The organism is Staphylococcus auricularis (assembly GCF_001500315.1).
Lineage (GTDB): Bacteria > Bacillota > Bacilli > Staphylococcales > Staphylococcaceae > Staphylococcus > Staphylococcus auricularis.
The window spans coordinates 264779-289389 of sequence record NZ_LLER01000002.1; the positions used below are offsets into that span (position 1 = coordinate 264779).

Below are 24611 nucleotides of genomic sequence, written 5' to 3' on the forward strand. Positions count from 1 at the left end.
ATGCCAAGGCATAAATTTGGGTGGTACCACGGAAGACTTTCGTCCCTTTATCGTAAAAAGGGGTGAAAGTCTTTTTTTATGAGTACAGAAATGGTAGAACGCGAAACTTGAATAAGGTGATTGTGAGGAGGACTTATATGGCACAAACAGAAGCAATGTCTGATTTAAAGCAACAAGCGTTAGTCGACATTAATGAAGCGAATAATGAAAAAGAAATACAAGATGTGAAAGTTAAATATTTAGGAAAAAAAGGTTCCGTAACTGGTTTAATGAAACACATGAAAGATTTACCTAAAGAGGAAAAACCAGCTTATGGTCAACAAGTGAATGAAGTACGTCAAACGATTGAACAAGAGATTGAAGAACGTCAAGCTGTACTTTCGAAAGAAAAATTAGACAAACAACTTGAAAGTGAAACGATCGATGTGACGTTACCTAGTCGCCGCATTGATATTGGGGCAAAACACCCACTGACACGTACTGTAGAAGAAATAGAAGACTTATTCTTAGGATTAGGCTATGAAATTGTGGACGGTTATGAAGTTGAAGAAGATTATTATAACTTTGAAGCGTTAAATTTACCAAAATCTCATCCAGCCCGTGATATGCAAGATAGCTTTTATATTACTGATGAAATCTTAATGCGTACACATACGTCACCCGTACAAGCCCGTACAATGGAAAAACGTAATGGCCAAGGCCCAGTGAAAATCATTTGTCCAGGTAAAGTGTACCGCCGTGATTCAGATGATGCGACACACAGTCATCAATTCACTCAAATTGAAGGTCTCGTTGTAGATAAAGGCATTAAAATGAGTGACCTTAAAGGGACATTAGCACTCTTAGCGAAACAATTATTCGGCGAAGATCGTGAAATTCGCCTACGCCCAAGTTACTTCCCATTTACTGAACCCTCAGTAGAAGTGGACGTTTCTTGTTTTAAATGTAATGGAAAAGGATGCAACGTTTGTAAACAGACAGGTTGGATTGAAATTTTAGGCGCTGGGATGGTGCATCCAAACGTCTTACGCATGGCCGGATTTGATCCAGAAGTATACACTGGGTTCGCATTTGGTTTAGGACCAGATCGTATCGCAATGTTGAAATATGGGATTGAAGACATCCGTCATTTCTATACCAACGATGTTCGTTTCTTAAATCAATTTAAAGCCGTAGAAGATAGAGGTGAAATATAATGTTAATTTCCAAAGAATGGTTAGAAACATATGTAGAAGTCAATCAACCTGTAAATACATTAGCTGAAAGAATCACCCGCACAGGAATTGAAGTTGAAGATATCATTGACTATACAGCTGAGATTAAAAAACTCGTCGTAGGCCATGTCGATGAGATTGAAAAACATCCTAATGCGGATAAATTGAACATTTGTAAAGTGGATGTCGGTGAAGATGAACCCGTTCAAATCGTGTGTGGTGCACCGAATGTAGATGCAGGACAAACCGTTATTGTTGCACGTGTGGGCGGTCGCTTACCTGGTGGTGTGAAAATCAAACGTGCCAAACTACGTGGTGAAGTATCAGAAGGTATGATTTGTTCATTACAAGAAATTGGCATATCTAACCAACTCACACCTAAACATTTTGAAAATGGTATCTTCGTCCTCCCAGAAGCTGTAACACCAGGTACAGATGCACTCGCTGCTTTATATCTCGACGATCAAGTGATGGAATTCGACTTAACACCGAATAGAGCAGATGCACTCAGCATGATTGGTACAGCTTATGAAACCGCAGCACTTTATAATGAACCTGTCCAATTACCTGAGACAGAGAGTGATGAAGTCAGTCAATCAGCTCAAGATGAATTAAATGTGACTATCGATAACCCAGAAAACGTGCCATATTATAGTGCACGTGTCGTTGAAAATGTAACCATTGCACCTTCACCCATTTGGATGCAAATGCGCTTAATCAAAGCGGGCATTCGTCCAATCAATAATGTGGTCGACATTTCAAACTATGTTCTTATCGAATACGGTCAACCGTTACACATGTTTGATAAAGATTGCATCGGTTCATCCGATATTGTAGTAAGACAAGCACAAGAAAATGAAACAATGACAACACTCGATGGTCAAGAACGTAAATTAGAAACTGGTGATATCGTCATCAGTAACGGTAAAGAACCCATCGCCATTGCAGGTGTAATGGGTGGCGATTTCTCAGAAGTCACAGATCAAACAACGAATGTCGTCATCGAAGGGGCAATCTTTGATTCAGCAAGTATCCGTCATACGTCTCGTCGTTTGAATTTACGTAGTGAAGCATCAAGCCGTTTTGAAAAAGGCATTGCAACTGAATTTGTGGATAAAGCGGTAGACCGTGCTTGTTATTTATTACAAACATATGCGAATGGATCTGTTTATCAAGACCGGGTCACTGCTGGCGATTTAGGTGAATTCGTCACTCCAATTGATATTACGGTTGAAAAGGTTAACCAAACAATCGGTTTTGATTTAGCAGCAGAAGACATTGAACGCTTATTTGTTCAACTTGGCTTTGAAACGACACGTGACGATCATCAGTTGACTGTTTATGTGCCATCAAGACGTAAAGATATTTCTATTCAAGAAGACTTAATTGAAGAAGTTGCACGTATTTATGGCTACGATGAAATACCAGTTACATTACCTATGTTTGAAAATGTGACTCATGGCGCATTAACTGATCGTCAAGCGAAGACACGTACTGTGAAAGGATTATTAGAAGGTGCCGGTTTAAGTCAAGCGATTACTTATTCATTAGTATCTAAAGACCGTGCCCAAGATTTTACATTAGAATCTCATCCTACGATTGATTTATTGATGCCGATGAGTGAAGCGCATGCGACACTCCGTCAAAGTTTATTACCACACTTGATTGATGCCGTTGCATACAATGTGGCACGTAAAAACCACGATGTACGATTGTATGAACTCGGCCGTGTATTCTTCGGTAACGGAGAAGGTCAATTACCAACTGAAGTTGAGTATTTAAGTGGTATCTTAACTGGCGAATTTGTAGAGAATGCTTGGCAAGGTAAAAAAGAAGCTATCGATTTCTTTATCGCGAAAGGCATTGTAGAACGTATCGCTGAAAAATTAGATTTAACATTTGAATATGAAGCCACAGAGATTGAAGGTTTACATCCAGGCAGAACGGCGATGATTTATCATGAAGGAGAAACAATCGGTTTTGTAGGTGAATTACATCCAGAAGTGGAACAAGCCAATGACTTAAAACGCACTTACGTGTTTGAATTGAACTATGATAAATTAATGCAAATCTCTGTAGGCTATATTAACTACGAACCTATCCCAAGATATCCTGGTATCACACGCGACATCGCATTAGTAGTGAAACGCGACGTACCTGCTTCAAACATTCGTCGTACGATATATGAACATGGTGAAGATATCCTTCAACGTGCCTATGTATTTGATGTGTATGAAGGGAAACACGTTGCAGAAGATGAAAAATCTATTGCAATTCGCTTAGATTATTTAGATCCTGAAAATACACTGACAGATGAACGTGTCACTGCAGTGCACGATAAAATTTTAGCGGCTCTACAAGATGAAGGAGCTACAATTAGATAAGATTAAAAAAAGACTGAGGCGTATTTGCGTCTCAGTCTTTTTGATATTAATGATATTTTTTATGAACCAGTTGGTTTGCTTTATCACGATTGGCAAAGTGTTTTTTGGAAATGTGATCTAGATGAGGGAGCCCCCATCGTTCGATAATCTGTGCAGCGAATAAGTCGACTTTATGACTCGCCCCTTTAGGCACTGTATCGTTGACTTCAGCACCGATTTTTTCCATTTGTTTAACGAAAGCATAGCGTGCAATGATACTGGCTGCTGCGATGGCTATCGATTTAGATTCACCTTTAGTTTCAAAGCATGTTTTCTGAGCTTCAGGTAATGCTGTGAGTGCATATTTTTTATAAACAGCCGGTTGGGAAAATTGGTCGATGACAATGTAATCTAATTCTGTTGCATCGATCTTTTTTAATACTTTCGTGATAACAGCATTATGTAGGACTGCTTTCATTTTAACTTGAGACCAGCCCATTGCTTGACGTTCATTGTATTTATCGTTTGTTAATATCATGAGAGAGTAAGGGATGAACGTGATGATTTGTTCAGCCAGTTCAGTGATTTTCTTGTCTGAGAGATTTTTTGAATCTTGAACGCCTAACTCTTTGAGGATTTGAGCTTGGTGTGTATCCATATAAGCTGCACAGACGGTTAATGGTCCAAAGTAATCACCACTTCCGGCTTCATCACTTCCAATACAATGATACGCATCATAATTTATAGAGTTTGAAGCTGTTGTTTTAGAGGAAGCTGAAGCGGTATCAGGTTGATAAACGTCGCTTGGTAATAAGGCCTCAGCGACTGACTCAGCTTGCTTTCCTTGAAACATCACTTTATTTGAATTATATACCGATATCGTAACGCCATTAGTTTTAACTTTTGCTTTCATGCCTTGGGGTAACTGTTCTGTTTCAAATTGCTTTTGGTTTAAGAGTGATTGTATATCTGTATCACTCAATTTTACGACGACTTGAGCCATCATTTTCGCTCCTCACTATGGGTAAAATATTGATAAGAATGATTTTAACACAGATTGAATCACGACGTTGAGTAAAACATGAAAACAGAAAGAAGAGAGAGATTTTTTAAACTTCGAAACACTCTGGACAAAGATGTGTTCGGATAGGTATATTTAAGACATTTAAACCATGTTTCGGTAGTTGCAACAGTATGTCAGACAATGATTGCTTGTGCTTGATTTATCTCGTTCTTTACACTTACAAAATAGGCTGCTCTCGTGTATAATGGGTCATGATAAAAAATTTAACTTTTTAAAAGGAATACTTGTTGAATTAAAACTAGAGATAAACAATAAAGTCAGGAGTAATAATATGGGTGAATTTAAAAATCGCATTAATGTTACAATCAACGATCAACATTATACAATCGTAGGTGAAGATAATCCTGAACATATTCGTTATGTCGCACATTTAGTCGATGAGAAAATGAAGGAATTAGGTAGTAAAAATGCAGGATTAGATACGACTCGTAAAGCGATCTTGACTGCAGTGAATGTGATGCACGAAAAAGTTCAATTAGAAGAACAGCTTAAAGATTTGCAACAGGGAAGTCGATCTGAAGAATAATGATTATTGACATACTTATCGTCGTTATTATACTTAGCATTGGTCTAACAGGCTATCGCAGAGGGCTGTGGGCTGGTGTGTTACATTTCGCTACGACGCTTCTATCTCTTTGGTTTGCTGATCGTTATGCACATGAGTTTAGCCAAAGAATTTTATCGTTAATACCACTTCCAGACATCACAGCTACAAACACACCTTTTGCTTATAACTTTGATGTGATACAACAGCGTTTTGAAAACCTTGTTGTATTTCTTATCGTCGTAGTAGTAGCAAAAGTAATTACAAATCTTATCATCATGTTATTCTATAATGGTACAGCAAATCCATCTTTTATCAGTAAGATCTTAGGCACTGTTTTGGGTCTAATCACTTCATTGATAGTGGCGATGTTTGTGACCTATTTCATCGCTTTATACCCTAATGACTTTTTACAACAACAATTGTCAAAATCACGTCTAGCAGGTTATATCTTATTTGAAATTCCTTATATTTCAACTTTTGTACAACAAATATAATGATAATGAAAGAGCGCCGTTACCAACATATAAACATAAATCTGAGTCAGGACAATTTAGGCCAATTTGCTTTGATTAGCAACCGCGCTTTGTCTTGGCTTTTTTCATGGAGGATGTACGATGACGAAAAAAGATGTAATACAGTTATTAGAAAAAATTGCGACTTATATGGAGCTTAAAGGAGAAAACACATTTAAAGTTTCAGCTTATCGCAAAGCAGCACAAAGTTTAGAAATTGATGAACGTTCGCTAGATGAAATCGAGGATGTCACTGAACTTAAAGGCATTGGTAAAGGTGTCGGTGAGGTCATTGACGAATATCGTTCAACGGGTGAATCTTCTACACTTGAAGGGTTACAACAGGAAGTGCCAGAAGGCTTAGTACCATTGTTAAAAATTCAAGGCTTAGGCAGTAAAAAAATCGCGAAATTATACAAAGAGCTCAATATTAAAGATAAGACAGATCTTCAAAAAGCATGTGAAGCTGGTGAAGTGAGCCAACTGAGTGGCTTTGCGAAAAAAACAGAACAAAATATTTTAGAAGCGGTAAAAGCACTCGGTGCCAAAAAATCTCACTATCCAATCAATACCATTCGTGGTTTGCACGAAGAAATCAATGCACACTTAGATGCGTTCGATGCGGTTGAAAAGTATGAAGTTGCAGGTAGTTTCAGACGCTTTAAAGAAATGAGCAAAGACTTAGATTACATCATTAGTACCAATGATCCAGACCGTGTACAACAACAGTTACTTGAACTACCGAATATTGTAAAAACGGTTGCAGAAGGTTCGACTAAAGTATCCGTAGAGTTAGAATACGATGACGAAACAATAGGCGTGGATTTCCGCTTGATTGAACCAGCGGCTTTTTATCACACATTACAACATTTTACTGGATCAAAAGATCACAATATCCGAATTCGTCAACTTGCTAAAGATAAAGGTGAAAAGATCAGTGAGTATGGTATAGAACAACCTGATGGGGAATTGATTCAGTACCAAAGTGAAGCGGAAATTTATCAACACTACGGTTATGACTGGATTGCGCCAGCGTTGCGAGAAGATGGCAGTGAATTTGATAAAGATTTATCCGATATTATCCGTCTAGAGGATATTAATGGTGATATTCATATGCATACGACAGCGAGTGACGGTGCGTTTAGTTTAGAAGAAATGATCCAAGCCAATATTAATAAAGGATATGAATTTATGATTATCACAGACCATTCCCAAAGTCTAAAAGTGGCGAATGGTTTGTCGAAAGATCGTTTATTACGCCAAAATGAAGAAATTAAAAAATTAAATGAACAATATGATGAAATCGATATTTACTCTGGTATAGAAATGGATATTTTACCGGATGGACGACTCGACTATGACGATGATGTGTTAGCACAATTAGACTATGTCATTGCTGCGATTCATCAAAGCTTTAATCAATCACAAGAAGAAATCATGAAACGCTTAGAAAACGCATGTCGTAATCCATATGTACGACATATTGCACACCCAACTGGTCGCATACTTGGTAGAAGACCAGGGTATGAACCAGATATTGACCGATTATGTGAACTGGCTGAAGAAACAGGTACGATATTAGAAATTAATGCGAGTCCGAGTCGCTTAGACTTGAGCGCTGACGTAGTTAGAAAACATCCGAATGTTCAATTAACGATTAATACGGACGCCCATCATACAGACCATCTTGAATTTATGAAATATGGGGTGGCCACTGCACAAAAAGGTTTCGTAACGAAATCTCGCGTATTAAATACTAAATCTAGAGAAGCATTCAAGGACTTCATTGAACATAACCAAAAATTGAAGAAATAGAGGGATTGTATGAGACAGAAATCATTAGAGGTCTTAGAATTTGATAAGATCAAATCACTCATAGAAGAAGAAGCAATCAGCGATCTCGGTCGAGAAAAGGTGCGAGACCTAACACCGAGCGCTGATTTTGAAACCGTGACTTTTCAAATGGATGAAACAGATGAAATCTCACAAATCTATAATAAAGAACGCATGCCAAGCTTAAGCGGGCTTGCAAAGGTTGCTTCAATTATACACAGAGCAGAAATTGGAGGCGTGCTCAATGTTAATGAACTTAACTTGATTAAACGCCTCATACAAATTCAAAATCAATTTAAAACGTTTTACAACCAATTATTAGAAGATGATGAACAAATCAATTATCCTATTTTGGATGATCGAATGAATCAGCTTCCCGTGTTAACTGATTTATATCAAAGTATTCATCAAAAATGCGATGCCCACGACTTGTTCGACGATGCGAGTATAGAGCTCCAACGAATTCGCAGCAAAATTTCAGGAACAACACAACGCATCCGTCAAAACTTAGATAAAATCATTAAAAGTCAATCCAATCAGAAAAAACTATCAGATGCGATTGTCACAGTGCGTAATGAACGGAATGTGATACCTGTGAAAGCAGAATATCGTCAAGATTTTAACGGAATTGTGCACGATCAATCTTCCTCTGGGCAAACGTTGTATATTGAACCAGCTTCCGTTGTAGAAATGAACAACCAAATCAGTCGTTTACGTAACGATGAAGCGGTCGAGAGAGAACGTATTTTAACTGAATTAACCGGAGAGGTTGCTGCCGAATCCGAGTCATGCTTGATTTCTGAACAAATTATGGGACAGCTTGACTTTTTGACCGCAAAAGCACGCTATGCGCGTAAAATTAAGGGCACGAAACCCACTTTTACTCAAAATCGCGACGTTTATTTACCTAAAGCCTTCCACCCACTGTTAGATAAAGAAACGGTTGTAGCCAATACGATTGAGTTTGCAGAAGATATTCAAACCGTGATCATTACAGGACCTAACACAGGGGGTAAAACCGTTACCCTTAAAACACTCGGTCTTATCATTGTCATGGGACAATCAGGACTACTTATTCCAACTTTAGATGGCAGTAAGTTAGGTGTTTTTGAAAATGTTTATTGTGATATTGGTGATGAACAATCTATCGAACAGTCACTTTCAACCTTTTCATCACATATGAAAAATATCGTGGACATCTTGCAAGAAGCATCACGTAACAGCATTATCCTCTTTGATGAGTTAGGTGCAGGTACAGATCCTAGTGAAGGTGCGGCGCTTGCGATGAGTATTCTTGATTATGCGCATCAGATGGGTGCACTTGTCATGGCAACAACCCACTATCCAGAGTTAAAAGCATATAGTTATAATCGTGAAGGTGTCATGAATGCGAGTGTTGAATTTGATGTGAATACACTAAGTCCAACCTATAAATTACTCATGGGTGTGCCAGGCCGTTCCAATGCATTTGATATTTCTAAAAAGCTCGGTTTACCGATCGGTGTAATACAAAAAGCAAAATCAATGATCGGACAAGATGAACAAGAAATTAATGCGATGATTGCTTCACTCGAACAGAATGCGAAACGCGTCGAAAATCAACGCATCGATTTAGATCGTTTGTTGAGAGAAGCCCAAAGTGTTCATGATGATTTGGAAAAACAATACAATAAATATCAAAACTATGAGAAACACCTGATGGACCAGGCTAAAGACAAAGCCAATCAACGTGTGAAATCTGCTACCCGAGAAGCAGATGACATACTTAAAGAGTTGAGACAACTCCGAGACCAAAAAGGTGCGGACGTGAAAGAACACGAATTAATCGATAAGAAAAAACGTCTCGATAATCAGTATGAAGCAGATTCTCTTAAAAAAGACGTCAAAAAACAAAAATGGGATAAAATCGAAGCAGGCGATGAAGTTAAAGTGCTGACTTACGGCCAAGTCGGAGAAGTGCTGGAATTACTAGATCACGATGAAGCGGTCGTTCAAATGGGTATTATTAAAATGAAATTACCGCTTTCTGATTTAGAGAAAAAACAAAAAGAAAAACAACAACAACCTGCAAAAATGGCGAAGCGTCAAAATCGACAAAACGTCAAAATGGAATTAGACTTAAGAGGCTATCGCTATGAAGAGGCACTTGTTGAATTAGATCAGTACCTCGATCAAGCGGTGCTCAGCAACTATGAAAGTGTAAATATTATTCACGGTAAAGGGACAGGCGCTTTACAAAAAGGTGTCCAAAAACATTTGAAGCAACATAAGAGCGTTGCTTCCTACAGAAATGGGATGCCAAGTGAAGGTGGCTATGGTGTGACTGTAGCTCAACTCAAATAACGATGAGCAACGTATATGCATAAATAAAACTTGTCTGTTATAATTTGTTCATCATTTGAAATATAAGGAGGACTGGCATTATGGCAATCGTAAAAGTAACAGATGCTAACTTTGAAGAAAATATTCAATCTGGTTTAAATATAGTGGATTTCTGGGCAACTTGGTGTGGCCCATGTAAAATGATCGCTCCAGTATTAGAAGAACTTGCAGAAGATTATGATGGTACAGCAAATGTACTTAAATTAGATGTAGATGAAAATCCATCAACAGCAGCTAAATATGAAGTGATGAGTATTCCAACATTAATCGTATTTAAAGATGGAGAACCGGTAGATAAAGTTGTCGGTTTCCAACCAAAAGAAAACTTAGCTGCAGTGTTAGATAAACACGCATAAGTTACACGCATTAATTCATAAGTGCACATTGCACTTAAATTGAACGAATGCTTAAATGGTATTCACATAGCAGGTTGAGATAAAACGTGTCATCGGCTTCATAACGCTAGCCGAGAGCTTTGATTTACCACCGCTTTTTACAGGTGAGTTGTTGCATGACAAGAAAGCGAGTTGTCGAAGTTCATTTAACACAACTATCACGACCTCAGCAATTGGGGTGGAACGTTGAAATCGAACTGATTTCTGTTTCACTCCTTGTTTTTATGGAGAAAATGAAGTCCTCCAGAAGCGTAAAACTAGAAAAGGATAAGTAACGAGATCAATCGCAATCAAAAAGCGCACCTGACGATATTTAAGCGCCTCAAAAGAAAACGAAGGTGAGGTGAAACGACGTATGGAAGATTATGAAAAAAGAATTAAACAGAAACTTTCAGTTGTCCCAATGGAACCGGGATGTTATCTAATGAAAGATCGCAATGATCAAATTATATATGTGGGTAAAGCGAAGAAATTACGGAACCGTTTGAGATCTTATTTTACGGGTGCGCATGATACAAAAACGACACGTCTTGTCAGTGAAATCCGCAATTTCGAATATATTGTGACTTCAAGTGAAACTGAATCTTTACTGCTTGAGTTAAACTTAATTAAGCAACACCAACCGCGTTATAATATTTTGTTAAAAGATGACAAAAGTTATCCGTTTATTAAAATCACACGTGAAAAATACCCACGTTTACTTGTCACACGTACAGTTAAAAAAGGAACAGGTAAGTACTTCGGTCCGTATCCAAACGCGTATTCAGCACAAGAAACAAAAAAATTATTAAATCGAATTTATCCATTTAGAAAATGCGATAATATGCCAGATAAACTTTGCTTATATTATCATATTGGACAATGTTTAGGTCCTTGTGTTTATCCTGTAGAGCAATCTGAATATGCCAGAATGATTAAAGAAGTGACAGATTTTCTAAATGGGGAAGACCAAACGATTTTGCATAACTTAGAAAGCAAAATGCAAGAAGCGAGTGAAAATCTTGACTTCGAACAAGCTAAAGAATATCGCGATCTCATTCAACATATTCATAATCTCAATAAAAAACAAAAAATCATCTCTAAAGATAATACAGTACGTGACGTTTTTGGTTATAGTGTCGATAAAGGCTGGATGTGTATCCAAGTCTTCTTCATCCGTCAAGGTAATATGATTCAACGTGATGCGACAATGATTCCACTACAACAAACTGAAGAGGAAGAATTCTATACCTTTATTGGCCAATTCTATGACTTAAATCAACACATTTTACCAAAACAAGTGCACATTCCTAATAATCTGGATAAAGATATTGTACAGTCCGTCGTCGATACACGGATTGTTCAACCGCAACGTGGTAAGAAAAAAGAAATGATTGATTTAGCGAATCATAATGCGGAAGTGGCGTTAAATAACAAATTCGAATTAATTGCGCGAGATGAATCCAGAACCGTAAAAGCCATCGAAGAACTCGGAAACGCGATGGGTATTCAAACACCGATCCGTATTGAGACGTTTGATAACTCAAACATTCAAGGTGTGGATCCCGTTTCAGCCATGGTATCGTTCGTGGACGGCAAACCGGATAAAAAAGGCTATCGTAAATATAAAATTAAAACTGTAGAAGGCCCAGATGACTATAGCTCAATGCGTGAAGTCGTTCGACGTCGCTATACACGTGTATTAAATGAAGGACTGCCGTTACCTGACCTCATTATCGTCGATGGTGGGAAAGGACATATGAACGGTGTGATTGATGTGTTGGAAAATGAACTCGGACTTGATATTCCGATTGCAGGGCTCCAAAAAAATGACAAACACCAAACATCAGAATTATTATATGGTGAAAATGCAGAAGTCGTACCGTTGAAGAAAAATAGCCAAGCGTTCTATTTATTACAACGGATTCAAGATGAAGTACACCGCTTTGCGATCACGTTCCACAGACAGACACGTCAAAAAAATGCTATGCGTTCTGTGCTAGACCAAGTAGAGGGCATCGGCTCCAAACGTAAGACGAAATTACTGCGTACGTTTGGTTCAATTAAAAAAATGAGAGAAGCGTCTGTCGATGAGTTAAAAGGTGCTGGATTGCCAACGAAAGTCGCTGAAAACCTGCACGAAAAGTTAAAACAACAAAATAAACAAAAAAATTAGGGCATGAAAATCATTCTCATGCCCATTTTTATGCCAAATAATGTTACAATACGAATAAACAGATTTCTTTTACAATTTTGTGAAAGCGCTTTCTAATTGAGAACGTATATCAACTGAAAATATTAAGAAATACTTCTGTTTTTTAAAGTATTTTTAATATTTAGAAATTGCAAAAAAGTCAAAACACAAATAATCATAAACAGGGGATATATGAATGTGTGTAGTGCGAAAGCGGCACAAGTAAGGGAGAAATCTAATTTCAACAATTGTTTTCAGGGGGGACTCCTTTTGGCATATTCGAAAAATCAATTCTATTTGAGACGCCTACATTCGTTGCTAGGTGTTGTTCCAATTGGTGCATTCTTATGTGTGCATTTGATTGTTAACCATCAAGCGACGAAAGGAGCCGAAGCGTTTAACCAAGCGGCAGGTTTCATGGAATCTTTACCATTCTTAGTTGTTATGGAGATCTTATTTATTTACTTACCTATTCTGTATCATGCGATTTATGGTATTTATATTGCTTTTACTGCAAACGAGAATGTAGGACATTACTCATTGATGAGAAACTGGATGTTCTTATTACAACGTGTCACAGGCATTTTGACATTCATTTTCATCGCAATTCACGTGTATCAAACCCACTTACAAAAGTACTTTGGGCATGAAATTGATTACGACTTAGTCAACGATATCGTATCTAACCCGCTTTGGTTGATATTTTATATTGTTTGTACAATTGCGGTAACGTTCCATTTTTCTAATGGTTTATGGTCATTCTTAGTGACATGGGGCGTGTTACAATCTAAAAGATCACAACAGATGTTTACATTCGTCTCTATCGCAGTATTTTTAGTTGTTTCATACATTGGTATTAGCGCAATTTTAGCTTTTGTGTAATCACACGATTTTAATTAGGCAATAGTCTCTGAGTTATATATGGGGAGTGAAATTTTATGGCAGAGAAGAAAATCATTGTTGTTGGTGGGGGCTTAGCAGGTCTCATGTCAACGATTAAAGCGGCGGAACAAGGTGCACATATTGACCTGTTTTCAATTGTTCCGGTTAAGCGATCACATTCTGTATGTGCCCAAGGGGGTATCAACGGGGCGGTAAATACGAAAGGTGAGGGTGATTCACCGGCTATCCATCTAGATGACACAGTCTATGGTGGCGACTTTTTAGCGAACCAACCGCCAGTTAAAGCGATGACCGATGCGGCACCTAGTATTATCCACTTACTTGACCGTATGGGTGTGATGTTTAACAGAACAAATGAAGGATTATTAGACTTCCGTCGTTTTGGTGGCACATTACATCATCGAACTGCTTATGCAGGCGCGACAACAGGGCAACAATTATTATATGCGCTAGATGAACAAGTGCGTAGTTTCGAAGTAGACGGGCTCGTTACTAAATATGAAGGTTGGGAATTTCTCGGTATTGTAAAAGATGAAGACAATACCGCGAGAGGCATCATCGCTCAAAATCTAACGACAGCTGAGATTCAATCCTTTGGCGCAGATGCGGTTATCATGGCGACGGGTGGTCCTGGTATCATCTTCGGTAAAACGACGAACTCTATGATTAACACAGGCTCAGCAGCATCTATCGTTTACCAACAAGGGGTGAAATACGCGAACGGTGAGTTTATACAAATCCATCCAACAGCTATTCCTGGTGACGATAAACTGCGTTTGATGAGTGAATCAGCACGTGGTGAAGGCGGTCGTATTTGGACATATAAAGATGGAAAACCATGGTATTTCTTAGAGGAAAAATACCCAGACTACGGTAACCTCGTACCGCGTGATATCGCAACACGTGAAATTTTCGATGTCTGTGTAAATCAAAAATTAGGTATTAATGGTGAAAACATGGTGTACCTTGATTTATCACATAAAGATCCACACGAGTTAGATGTTAAGCTCGGGGGTATTATTGAAATTTATGAAAAATTCACTGGGGACGATCCACGAAAAGTACCGATGAAGATCTTCCCTGCTGTGCACTATTCAATGGGTGGACTCTATGTAGATTACGATCAGATGACGAACATCAAGGGACTATTTGCGGCAGGTGAATGTGATTACTCTCAACACGGCGGTAATCGCCTCGGTGCGAACTCACTATTATCTGCTATATTCGGTGGTACAGTCGCAGGTCCAAATGCAGTAGAATATGTTTCTAACGTAGAGAAATCATATACAGACTTAGATGAAAGTATTTTTGAAAAACGCGTTCAAGAAGAACAAGAGAAATTCGATGCCTTACTCAATATGCGCGGTACAGAAAATGCATATCAGTTGCATAAAGAACTCGGCGAGGTCATGACAGATAACGTGACTGTAGTACGTAAAAATGATTTATTACTCGAAACCGATAAAAAAATATTAGAGCTGATGGAGCGCTACAAAGATATTGATATGGAAGATACACAAACCTGGAGCAACCAAGCTGTGTTCTTTACACGTCAGTTATGGAACATGCTTGAGCTGGCACGGGTGATTACGATTGGCGCTTATAACCGTAATGAATCTCGTGGCGCTCACTACAAACCTGAATTTCCTGAAAGAAATGATGAAGAGTGGTTGAAGACAACGTTAGCCGAATTCCAAGGCAAAGGACAAAAACCCAAATTCACTTATGAAGATGTCGATGTAAGCCTAGTTAAACCGCGTAAACGTGACTACACTTCTAAATCTAAAGGGGCAGTAAGTAATGGTAAATAATCGTGTTGAAACAGACGAAAGAAGTGCAACTGCAAAAAGTCGTAAACCAATTAAATTAATTATTAAACGACAAGACAATAAAGATTCTAAGCCTTACACGGAAGAATTTGAAATCCCTTATAAAGAAAATTTAAATATCATCGCATGTTTAATGTATATTCGTAGAAATCCATACAATGCGAAAGGTGAAAAAACGACACCTGTTGTATGGGATATGAACTGTTTAGAAGAAGTGTGTGGGGCTTGTTCAATGGTTATCAACGGTCGCGCAAGACAATCTTGTTCTGCCATTGTGGATCAGTTAGAACAACCGATTCGTTTAGAACCGATGAATACGTTCCCTGTGGTACGTGACTTACAAGTAGACCGTACGCGTATGTTCGACAACTTAAAACGTATGAAAGCCTGGATACCGATCGATGGAACGTATGATCTCGGTCCTGGACCACGTATGCCAGAGAAAAAACGTCAAACGGCTTATGAATTATCTAAATGTATGACGTGTGGTGTTTGTTTAGAAGTGTGTCCAAACGTTACACGCAATAATGACTTCGTTGGAGCACAAGCTATTTCTCAAGTACGTTTATTTAACTTACATCCAACGGGTGCGATGACTAAAGATGAACGTCTAGATGCTTTAATGGGTGCTGGTGGTTTACAAGCTTGCGGTAACTCACAAAACTGTGTGAATGCATGTCCTAAAGGCATTCCTTTAACGACATCTATCGCAGCGATGAACCGAGAAACGTCATTCCATATGTTTAAATCATTCTTTGGCTCTGACCATAAAGTCGAATAATGGGTTTGAGTATGGCAAAATCATGATCTATCAGAGTGCTAAGGTCTCTATCAATGCTGTTTATCCGAACATGTCACATTGATGGAGGCTTTTTACTTGTGAAAAATTGCTTTCACGTACACTTATGATGTCATACTTACATGCGTCAGATATGAATTACGTGAATCTGATATGCTACAATGAAAAGCGACTCTAAAATAAGGAAGTTGAAATTATGGATAAACCAATCGGTGTGATTGACTCAGGCGTTGGGGGCTTAACCGTTGCAAAAGAGATTATGCGTCAATTACCAAACGAAACTATTTATTACTTAGGTGATATTGCGCGCTGTCCTTATGGTCCGCGTGAAGGTGACGAAGTTAAACGATTTACCTTACAGCTATCAAAAAAATTAATGAAAATGGATATTAAAATGCTCGTCATTGCTTGTAATACAGCAACAGCGGTGGCATTGAAAACGTTAAAAGAAATGTTACCGATACCTGTCATTGGCGTCATCGAACCTGGTGCTCGAACAGCGATTATGACGACAAAAAATAATCAAGTATTAATATTAGGGACAGAAGGTACAATCAAATCTGAAGCATACCCACGACACATTAAAAATATTAATCCTAATGTTTCTGTTTCAGGTGTCGCTTGTCCTGACTTTGTGCCATTAGTAGAACAAATCCGGTATAAAGATCCAACGATTACGAGCATTATTGTACATAAAACATTAAAAGACGTACGCCATTGTAAAGCAGACACGGTTATTCTTGGGTGTACACATTATCCGTTACTTTATCGTCCAATCAACGATTTCTTCAATGGTGAAAAAACGGTTATTTCTTCAGGTTTAGAAACTGCACGAGAAGTAAGCGCATTATTGACATTCAGTAATGAACACGCCGGTCATACTAAAAACCCACCCCATCGTTTCTTTTCTACTGGGGAAACGAAATATATTGAATATATAATTTCTGAGTGGTTAAATATGGATGTAACTGTGGAGCAAATTAAAGTAGATGAATAGGTGATATAAATGGAAGATATTGTTATCGCAACGAATAATCAAGGTAAAATAAATGATTTTAAAGTAATCTTTCCTCAATATAACGTCATAGGGATCTCTGAATTGATTGAAGGCTTCGATGTGGAAGAAACAGGAGATACGTTTGAAGCAAACGCTAAGCTCAAATCTGAAGCGGCTGCAAAAGCACTGAATAAACGTGTGATTGCGGATGACAGTGGCTTGGAAGTGATGAGTTTAAACGGTGCGCCAGGGGTATATTCCGCACGTTTTGCTGGAGAAGATAAAGACGATGATGCGAATATTGAAAAACTGTTAAAAATCTTAGGTGATAGTGAAGCGAGAGACGCACAATTTGTTTGTGTGGTTAGTATGAGTACACCAGGCGGCCCAACTGTTCAGTTTAAAGGCGTCGTCGAAGGTGAAATCACACTGCAAAAAATAGGTGAAAATGGGTTCGGTTATGATCCAATCTTTTACTTACCAGAGAAAAATAAAACAATGGCCCAACTTTCTGCAGAGGAGAAAAATGAGGTAAGTCATAGACGCCGTGCGATTGACCAACTTCAAACCTATTTAAATAGAGGCGATGACTGATGACACAACAATGGATTATTGTCAGTGACAATCACACAGAACAAGGTATTTTGTATGAAGTAATTTCAAACTATACAGACGTCGATGTGGCATTACATTTAGGAGATTCAGAGTTTGCATATAATGATACTGAATTGAGCTATTATACCAGAGTTAAAGGGAATACAGATTTTTATCCAGAATTTCCTAACGAAACGCAAGTGAAACAAAATGATATTCGAGCATTTGTAACACATGGTCATCTATATCAAGTGAATATGACACGGCAATATCTCGCACAGAAAGCACGAGAAGAAGGGTGCCAATTCGCATTTTATGGACATACACATATTGCGAAGTATGAAAATATCGGTGGCGTGCACGTGATCAATCCAGGTAGTATTTCACAATCAAGAAGTGATATTGAAGAAACTTATGCACAACTCCTCATCGATGAAGATAGACAACATGCAACGCTGCATTTTAGAAATAGAGACCATGCAGTGATCGATACAGTAGAGTTTGATATTTAGTAAGTTAGAATATATTTTGAAAATTAGGTAGTGAAGCAAAGAGGTAGCTACTCATAAGATAAGCGTGGTCATCAATTTGGTCGTTTAAATTGGTGACCACGCTTTTTGTGGTTTGTGTGTGAAAATCGTCATGTGATATGTATATAGTTTAAGCGTTTTACGTGTCAAAAAAGTGCCTTTTTGTGCCAGATTTGTGTCCTTTTGTGTCAAATTTGCGTCAAAATGATTCGACTTTTGGAAAATTAAAATCCCGAAAACCTTGATATATCAAGGTTTTCGGGATATCTAAAATATCAGTTAGTGTCCTGGGAGGGATTCGAACCCCCGACCGATGGCTTAGAAGGCCATTGCTCTATCCATCTGAGCTACCAGGACATGACTTTTTTAACACAAGATTAATTATATCTAATTAATGTAAAGAAATCAATAGGACGTGTATGAAAAATAATGATGATTTTGCACTATAATAGGCGTTTTTTCAAAGTGTTGATACATTTTTCATTATATTGTTATTTCCATCAAACTGAAAGTAATAGCTAAAAAGTCGCTCTATTTCCTTTTACAGCGTCACACACGATCGAATGTGGCACTTCTGAAACGACTTCTAAATTATCACAGAGACTTTAATGTGTTTTATGAAAAAATTGTAAAGAATGTAAGGGATCAAATATAAATAAAGAGTGGTACGTACCATGTTATAATCAATGGCCTGTACCACTCATTTGTTTCAACTTAATTTGGTTTAGGCGTAATTCTTCTACCTTTACCTAAGATGATTTGAATGATAGAAGATATCAACATGATGATGTTGAAGAAAATCATGAGGTAGAACACGACGTGGCCGGCATAAATCGCAACGTCTTGGAATTTAGTTAAAAATTCAGCTTTACTTGTGATGTTTTGGCTTTTAAGCTCTTCAACCCCATTATGAACATTTGCTTTCGTAATGAAAGAAATGACTGGAACGAGAAGGGCTGCAAATAAATTTCTAATAGAATGCATGGTACGTGCTGTATCTGGTGCTTCATCTAAGTCACCATCTAATAAGGTTACCATTGAACCACTTACGAGCGTCATGCTTGCACCAAATCCGAGGAGTGCACCTTGCGTATAAAGTAACGGAAGGTTAACAGTATCTCGTAGGATGATCCAGTGTACACTGACGTATAAGATGGAGACGGCACCGAATACCCCTAAGATACCTGCGCCGAGTTTATCGAAGAATAACATTTTAATTGTCGCTGCAATGATGACACCTACGAAGAAGAACGCATAGAATTTCGCGTTAATTTCAAAAGGTGTTCTTAGTATTTTTAATAAGAAAATATTAATACCGGCAATTGCGGTCAATAAGGTTAAATGGGTTGAAATTGCCATAATAGCTCCGAAGAATGGTTTGATTGATAATAATGATTTAAAGTGCATAATCGGATATAATGATCGACTATTCGCAGCTAAAAAGATAATGATGTAAATAACTGCGAAAGCGATTGAAATCCAGAACCAAATTGTGCTTAAATCATTATGTACGAGAATAACCATTGGAATAGTCATAGCAATAATACCAATTGATGAATGCACGATGACTGCCCAATCTACGTGGTGTGTTTCTTTTACGTAGTACTCTTGTCTTTTTAAGTGAAATGCACCGAGAATCAGACATAAAATAGATGCGATAACGTTAGTTAAGAAAATCCATTTCCATTCGTTAAGTTCAACGGAGAATGATCCAGATAAACCACCAAGTGCATTTGCGCCGAACATGCCGACGATGATCATGAATAAGAAAATGTTTCTAAAACGTTTTGGAAATGATTTAAATAGTTTCGGAAGTAAAATGAAAAATAGTACGCCAGAGCTAAAACCTTGAATGGTTTTTGCAATCGTAATGACAGGGAGATTGAAAGAAATTAATCCAATCACTGATCCTAATAGGAAGAGTGAAATAAATAACATATAACTTCTTTTAAAACTTAATCGATGTGAGAAGGTATGTCCTAATGGAGTACCTGCTGCAAAGGCAAAGTTTCCTATAATAGCGGGAATGACTAAATCTTTAGAACCAATCCCAAAAGATGTTTGTATGACACCTTGATTTAAACTGTAAGATAAGTTTGTGAAGAATTGAGAACCGATACCAAAGATGGTAATAAATGCTAAGATAAATAGTTCAGTCATTTTCTCTTTTCTCGACAATAGATACTTCACTATTATCACTCCATTTCTATAATGTCACAATTTTATATTATACGCTTTTTTGTAATTGAGCTAAACACATTCGATTTGGATATCATATTTCCAGAGTTGTGTAAAAATTTAAAAAGATAGACATTATCTCACAGTAATTAAATAGAGTAGGTTGCCACTTATTTTGATAACCATCTTTTAAATATATTTATTTGCATGCTTGCCTAACTTTGTACATATTTAACAGTCTGAATTTAAAATATGTTTGAAATAGGATACGACTTACAGTTATGCAACGAATATGTACAGTTAAGACTTCTCATATGTATTTAAATATTTTCTCCCTATTTATATAATGAGCTTTTTTAACTTTTTATAAACACGGTGTAAGCGGTTAAGTGAAAAATGTATCATACTTTTTTACAAAAAGACACATTAATAAGGCTTATTTTACAGAAAAGTCATACAGAATCGGATGCCTAACTGTCATTTAATAGGTTGTATTCAACAGGTTTGAGTGCAAAAGCATGACTTGAGAAAAATTCCCAACAACTGAAGTGGGATGTACTATAGTAAAGATAACGAAACGATAACAAAACACAAACAACGTTGCGATATCGTTTTAACAATTAAATGAGACAATAAATTTTTATAAGGAGTTGTTTTTCATGACAGGTTTATTCGACGCAATCAGAGACACAGTTCAAGCAGGCATTGACGGAGACGGCGCTAAATTAGGTACAAGCATCGTTGACATCGTAGAACAAGGCGTAAACGTAGCAACTGGCATTTTCGGACTATAAGACACATATTAATTCATTAAATTTAAAGGAGAGATATACATGAAAGATTTAGCTCAAGCAATCGCAAACACTGTACAAGCAGCTCAAAACAATAACGACTCAGAATTAGGTTCAAGCATCGTTGATATCGTAGAAAGCGGTGTAGGTTTACTAGGTAAAGTTATCGGACTTTAATTCTTACCATAAGTTAAAATTACTCCAATGAGGTTAGGACGTCTGTCTTAACCTCTTTTTCTATGTAAATTACATATGATTTTACTCACTCTCTAAAAATTTCCTCCTATTTTATTTTCTCACTCCTTTTATTTTAAAAACCGTTACACATTGCCAAATCTCAGCTTTCATTTTATGCTAGAAAATGACTTTTGAAATAGAAATGAGATCATTAAGATGCAAAATAAAGTCATTTTACTTGATTATGATGATACACTCGTAGACTTTAAAAGTGCAGAACGGTTTGCTTTCTTTCGTCTTTGTGAGTTGTTCCAAGTGGATGGCAATGATGAAGAACTCGGACGTTTTATGACGATTAACCAACAACATTGGGAAGCATTTCAGCAAGCAAAGCTGTCTAAAGAAGAAGTACTCAGCCAACGTTTTGAAGTTTATTTTGATCAACGCGGAATCGATGTCGATGGAAAGGATGCGGATGAAGTATTTAGAGCAGGGCTTGCCATTGCACCACCGCAGTTTCGTGAAGCTGACATCGTCACGACGTTAAAACAGTTAGCTGAACAAAACGAATTATACATTGTGACAAACGGTGTGGGTGTGACACAACGTGATCGAATTGTGCGCACGCCTTTTAAAGATATTGTGAATGACATGTTCGTCTCTGAAGATACAGGTTATCAAAAACCACTGCCGCAGTTTTTCGACTATATCTTTGAACGCATTGGAAATGATAAACGGGAACGTTCAGTTATTGTTGGTGATTCGTTAACTTCAGATATCCTTGGCGGTGAAAATGCCAACCTCACAACGTATTGGTTTAATCCTAACGAATTAGAGAACCATACGGATATTAAACCGGATTATACGATTACTACATTAAAACAGCTATTATAAATGAAGATTTTGTAACCACACAGTTGTATTGTAAGGATTTAATTCATGCTAGGATGTGTAAAATCTACATTCTATTGCACAAGTTCTATACACATTTTCATAAGTCTCAAAGTTAAATTGAATATTTTGAAAATAATGTGTTGTATGCAAGCCTTAAAATTGTCATTCAAGCCGGTAAACTTTATACTTAGTCTTAATAAAGTAATATAAGGAGAATAGCGAATGGACTGTAAGACAGTAAAATTAGATGAAAAGGATCAATTCATTAATCGAATAAAACAAAGCGATGCGACTTTAATGAATTTTTATCAATTTGATGCCATGTCACAGGCACATTATGAACAGAAAATAAATAGTCCAAATAATGGTAGAGAAAGTGCACTTGCCCATGTCATCGAAGACTATATGAGTGATCTGGATTTGACCGATAAGCAACATCAATCACTCAAGCAGTTAAGTGAAGGGGCAAAGGTTGTCATCGGGGGACAACAGGCTGGTTTATTAGGGGGACCGCTCTATACCTTCCATAAAATTTTATCCATTATACAGCTCAGTCAAAGTTTGAGTCAGCAATTTGAGACTGATGTGGTACCTGTTTTCTGGATTGCAGGTGAGGATCACGATTTTGACGAAGTCAATCATACCTACACTTATAATGGAAAAGATGCAGCACTTCATAAGGTGAAATACCATACGTTAGAACCACCTGAATCAAATGTTTCTCGATTTATACCAGACAAAGGTGAATTAAGAGCAGCATTGCACGACATGTTTAAACAATTAGATGAAACTAAGCATACGAGAGCCATTTTAAACATGTACCAGCGTATTATTGATACATATGATAGCTGGACGGATATCTTTAAAGCCTTGATTCATGAAGTGTTTAAAGATTATGGGTTGTTAGTGATTGATGCCCATGATCGTCAACTTCGTGAGTTAGAAGTACCGATGTTAAAAACAATGATCGAATCTCATGAGCAGATTGATCAAGTTTTTCGTGCCAATCAAAAAGAGACGATGGACAGCGGTTTAACGCAAATGATTCAAACTGATACCAATGTGCATTTGTTTTTACACGAAGAGGATCGTAGACAGTTACTACATTTTGAAGATGGCCACTTCACGATGGCTAAAAGTGATGAGACATACACAATACAAGAATTACTTGAGCTCGTCGAAGCGGATCCACAACGTTTTTCAAATAATGTAGTCACAAGACCCATTATGGAAGAGTGGTTGTTTAATACCGTCGCATTTGTCGGTGGTCCGAGTGAAATCAAATACTGGGCTGAGTTACGACGTGTTTTCGAAACCTTAGAAGTACCGATGCCAATCGTACTGCCACGTATGCGCATCACATATCAATATCCGCGTACGAATAAGTTATTAAATATGTATGATCTCGATGAAAAAGAAGTAATCAATCAAGGTATTGCTTCTTATAAACAACACTTTGTTCGTGCACAAGCTTCTGATACATTTATACAATCAGTTGAACAACTCAAGGACGAACAAGCAAAAGTATATGAAACATTATCTCAGGAAGTGGCAAATAATAATGACAATCAAGTATTGCTTGAAAAAAACAATCAAATACACCAAGCACAGTATGATTATTTATTAAATCGCTATTTGCTTAACATCGAACGTGAGAATGACGTGAGTATGAAACATTTTAATGAATTAGACCACACCCTCCATCCAATGGGTGGATTACAAGAAAGAATATGGAATCCAATGCAAGTGATGAACGATTTTGGGAAAAACATGTTCAATCCCTCCACTTTCCCTCCACTTTCTTACACTTTTGATCAAATAATTATAGAGCCTTAGAGCGACAAGGATTTTAGAGCCATTCATCAATTTGATGAATGGTATTTTTTATGCTTTTTAAAGAAATTTAGAGGAAAATTGCATAATTAGTGGAGGGGAGTGGTGAGATGTGGTAAATTATAGATATGGAAGGTGAGGTGATATAAAATGTTCATGGGAGAATACGAACACCAATTGGATACCAAAGGGCGTATGATCGTTCCGTCCAAGTTTCGTTTTGAATTAAATGAACGTTTTATTATCACTAGAGGCCTCGATAAATGTTTGTTTGGCTACACTTTAGACGAATGGCAAATTATAGAAGAAAAAATGAAAACCTTACCTATGACAAAAAAAGATACGCGTAAATTCATGCGTATGTTCTTCTCAGGTGCCATTGAAGTTGAGTTAGACAAACAAGGACGTATCAACATTCCTCAAAACCTTAGAAAATACGCCAATTTAACAAAAGAATGTACTGTGATTGGTGTCTCAAACCACATAGAAATTTGGGATAGAGATACATGGAATGATTTCTATGAAACCTCTGAAGAAAGTTTTGAAGATATCGCTGAAGACTTAATAGATTTTGATATGTAAA

Annotated in this window: 21 protein-coding genes and 1 tRNA gene; 19 read left to right on the forward strand and 3 right to left on the reverse strand. The window is 37.4% G+C overall.

Features of this window, described 5'->3' with window-relative positions:
* The first annotated feature begins 137 nt into the window (after nt 1-137).
* Together pheS and pheT are read left to right on the forward strand one after the other, a co-directional pair.
* Nucleotides 138-1196 carry a phenylalanine--tRNA ligase subunit alpha gene (pheS, locus tag APS80_RS01915; protein WP_059106594.1) on the forward strand — a complete coding sequence of 353 codons (1059 nt, stop codon included), beginning with the start codon at nt 138-140 and terminating at the stop codon, nt 1194-1196.
* Nucleotides 1196-3598 (forward strand): phenylalanine--tRNA ligase subunit beta, encoded by a 2403-nt coding sequence (gene pheT / locus APS80_RS01920; RefSeq protein WP_059106595.1) that lies wholly within the window; start codon nt 1196-1198, stop codon nt 3596-3598. The genes pheS and pheT overlap by 1 nt, the downstream gene beginning before the upstream one ends.
* 46 nt (nt 3599-3644) lie before the next feature.
* Here pheT and rnhC read toward each other — a convergent pair whose 3' ends face one another.
* A complete protein-coding gene (gene rnhC, locus APS80_RS01925; RefSeq protein ID WP_059106596.1) occupies nt 3645-4580 on the reverse strand; it encodes a ribonuclease HIII in 936 nt (311 codons plus the stop codon).
* A gap of 352 nt (nt 4581-4932) precedes the next feature.
* On the opposite strand from rnhC, the gene zapA reads away from it, so the two are divergent.
* The 12 genes from zapA to APS80_RS01985 all read left to right on the forward strand — a co-directional run bounded on the left by zapA (nt 4933) and on the right by APS80_RS01985 (nt 18137).
* Nucleotides 4933-5187, forward strand: a complete 255-nt coding sequence (gene zapA / locus APS80_RS01930; RefSeq protein ID WP_059106597.1) for a cell division protein ZapA — start codon at nt 4933-4935, stop codon at nt 5185-5187.
* Nucleotides 5187-5702: a CvpA family protein gene (locus tag APS80_RS01935; protein ID WP_059106598.1), complete on the forward strand. Its 516-nt coding sequence runs from the start codon at nt 5187-5189 to the stop codon at nt 5700-5702. Before zapA ends, APS80_RS01935 begins: the two co-directional genes overlap by 1 nt.
* Nucleotides 5703-5822: 120 nt before the next feature.
* On the forward strand, nt 5823-7535 hold the full coding sequence (gene polX / locus APS80_RS01940; RefSeq protein ID WP_059106599.1) for a DNA polymerase/3'-5' exonuclease PolX: 1713 nt from the start codon (nt 5823-5825) through the stop codon (nt 7533-7535).
* A gap of 9 nt (nt 7536-7544) precedes the next feature.
* Entirely contained in the window at nt 7545-9896 is a 2352-nt protein-coding gene (locus tag APS80_RS01945; RefSeq protein ID WP_059106600.1) for an endonuclease MutS2, read from the forward strand.
* An 80-nt stretch (nt 9897-9976) separates the two neighbouring features.
* Nucleotides 9977-10291 (forward strand): thioredoxin, encoded by a 315-nt coding sequence (gene trxA / locus APS80_RS01950; RefSeq protein ID WP_059106601.1) that lies wholly within the window; start codon nt 9977-9979, stop codon nt 10289-10291.
* A gap of 394 nt (nt 10292-10685) precedes the next feature.
* Nucleotides 10686-12485 carry an excinuclease ABC subunit UvrC gene (gene uvrC, locus APS80_RS01955; protein WP_059106602.1) on the forward strand — a complete coding sequence of 600 codons (1800 nt, stop codon included), beginning with the start codon at nt 10686-10688 and terminating at the stop codon, nt 12483-12485.
* 288 nt (nt 12486-12773) lie between these two features.
* A complete protein-coding gene (locus APS80_RS01960; protein WP_059106603.1) occupies nt 12774-13385 on the forward strand; it encodes a succinate dehydrogenase cytochrome b558 subunit in 612 nt (203 codons plus the stop codon).
* A gap of 56 nt (nt 13386-13441) precedes the next feature.
* Nucleotides 13442-15217: a succinate dehydrogenase flavoprotein subunit gene (gene sdhA, locus APS80_RS01965; protein ID WP_059106604.1), complete on the forward strand. Its 1776-nt coding sequence runs from the start codon at nt 13442-13444 to the stop codon at nt 15215-15217.
* Nucleotides 15207-16016 (forward strand): succinate dehydrogenase iron-sulfur subunit, encoded by an 810-nt coding sequence (gene sdhB, locus APS80_RS01970; RefSeq protein ID WP_059106605.1) that lies wholly within the window; start codon nt 15207-15209, stop codon nt 16014-16016. Before sdhA ends, sdhB begins: the two co-directional genes overlap by 11 nt.
* A gap of 214 nt (nt 16017-16230) precedes the next feature.
* Nucleotides 16231-17031 carry a glutamate racemase gene (gene racE, locus APS80_RS01975; RefSeq protein ID WP_059106606.1) on the forward strand — a complete coding sequence of 267 codons (801 nt, stop codon included), beginning with the start codon at nt 16231-16233 and terminating at the stop codon, nt 17029-17031.
* Between the two features lie 9 nt (nt 17032-17040).
* Nucleotides 17041-17625: an XTP/dITP diphosphatase gene (locus tag APS80_RS01980; protein ID WP_059106607.1), complete on the forward strand. Its 585-nt coding sequence runs from the start codon at nt 17041-17043 to the stop codon at nt 17623-17625.
* Nucleotides 17625-18137 carry a YfcE family phosphodiesterase gene (locus tag APS80_RS01985; protein ID WP_059106608.1) on the forward strand — a complete coding sequence of 171 codons (513 nt, stop codon included), beginning with the start codon at nt 17625-17627 and terminating at the stop codon, nt 18135-18137. Before APS80_RS01980 ends, APS80_RS01985 begins: the two co-directional genes overlap by 1 nt.
* A 301-nt stretch (nt 18138-18438) precedes the next feature.
* Here APS80_RS01985 and APS80_RS01990 read toward each other — a convergent pair.
* Both APS80_RS01990 and APS80_RS01995 read right to left on the reverse strand, forming a co-directional pair.
* A tRNA-Arg gene (locus APS80_RS01990) sits at nt 18439-18512 on the reverse strand.
* A 357-nt stretch (nt 18513-18869) separates the two neighbouring features.
* Complete coding sequence (locus APS80_RS01995) at nt 18870-20315, reverse strand: MFS transporter (RefSeq protein ID WP_103170834.1); 1446 nt, start codon at nt 20313-20315, stop codon at nt 18870-18872.
* Nucleotides 20316-20992: 677 nt separating this feature from the next.
* On the opposite strand from APS80_RS01995, the gene APS80_RS10535 reads away from it, so the two are divergent.
* The 5 genes from APS80_RS10535 (at nt 20993) to mraZ (ending at nt 24610) form a co-directional block, all read left to right on the forward strand.
* A complete protein-coding gene (locus tag APS80_RS10535) occupies nt 20993-21127 on the forward strand; it encodes a beta-class phenol-soluble modulin (protein WP_083498145.1) in 135 nt (44 codons plus the stop codon).
* 39 nt (nt 21128-21166) lie between these two features.
* Entirely contained in the window at nt 21167-21301 is a 135-nt protein-coding gene (locus APS80_RS10540) for a beta-class phenol-soluble modulin (RefSeq protein WP_083498146.1), read from the forward strand.
* Nucleotides 21302-21517: 216 nt separating this feature from the next.
* Nucleotides 21518-22195 (forward strand): YjjG family noncanonical pyrimidine nucleotidase, encoded by a 678-nt coding sequence (locus APS80_RS02000; RefSeq protein ID WP_059106610.1) that lies wholly within the window; start codon nt 21518-21520, stop codon nt 22193-22195.
* Nucleotides 22196-22417: 222 nt separating this feature from the next.
* Complete coding sequence (gene bshC, locus APS80_RS02005; protein ID WP_059106611.1) at nt 22418-24031, forward strand: bacillithiol biosynthesis cysteine-adding enzyme BshC; 1614 nt, start codon at nt 22418-22420, stop codon at nt 24029-24031.
* A gap of 147 nt (nt 24032-24178) precedes the next feature.
* Nucleotides 24179-24610, forward strand: coding sequence for a division/cell wall cluster transcriptional repressor MraZ (gene mraZ / locus APS80_RS02010; RefSeq protein WP_059106612.1), 432 nt, complete (start codon nt 24179-24181; stop codon nt 24608-24610).
* Nucleotide 24611: the final 1 nt, after the last annotated feature.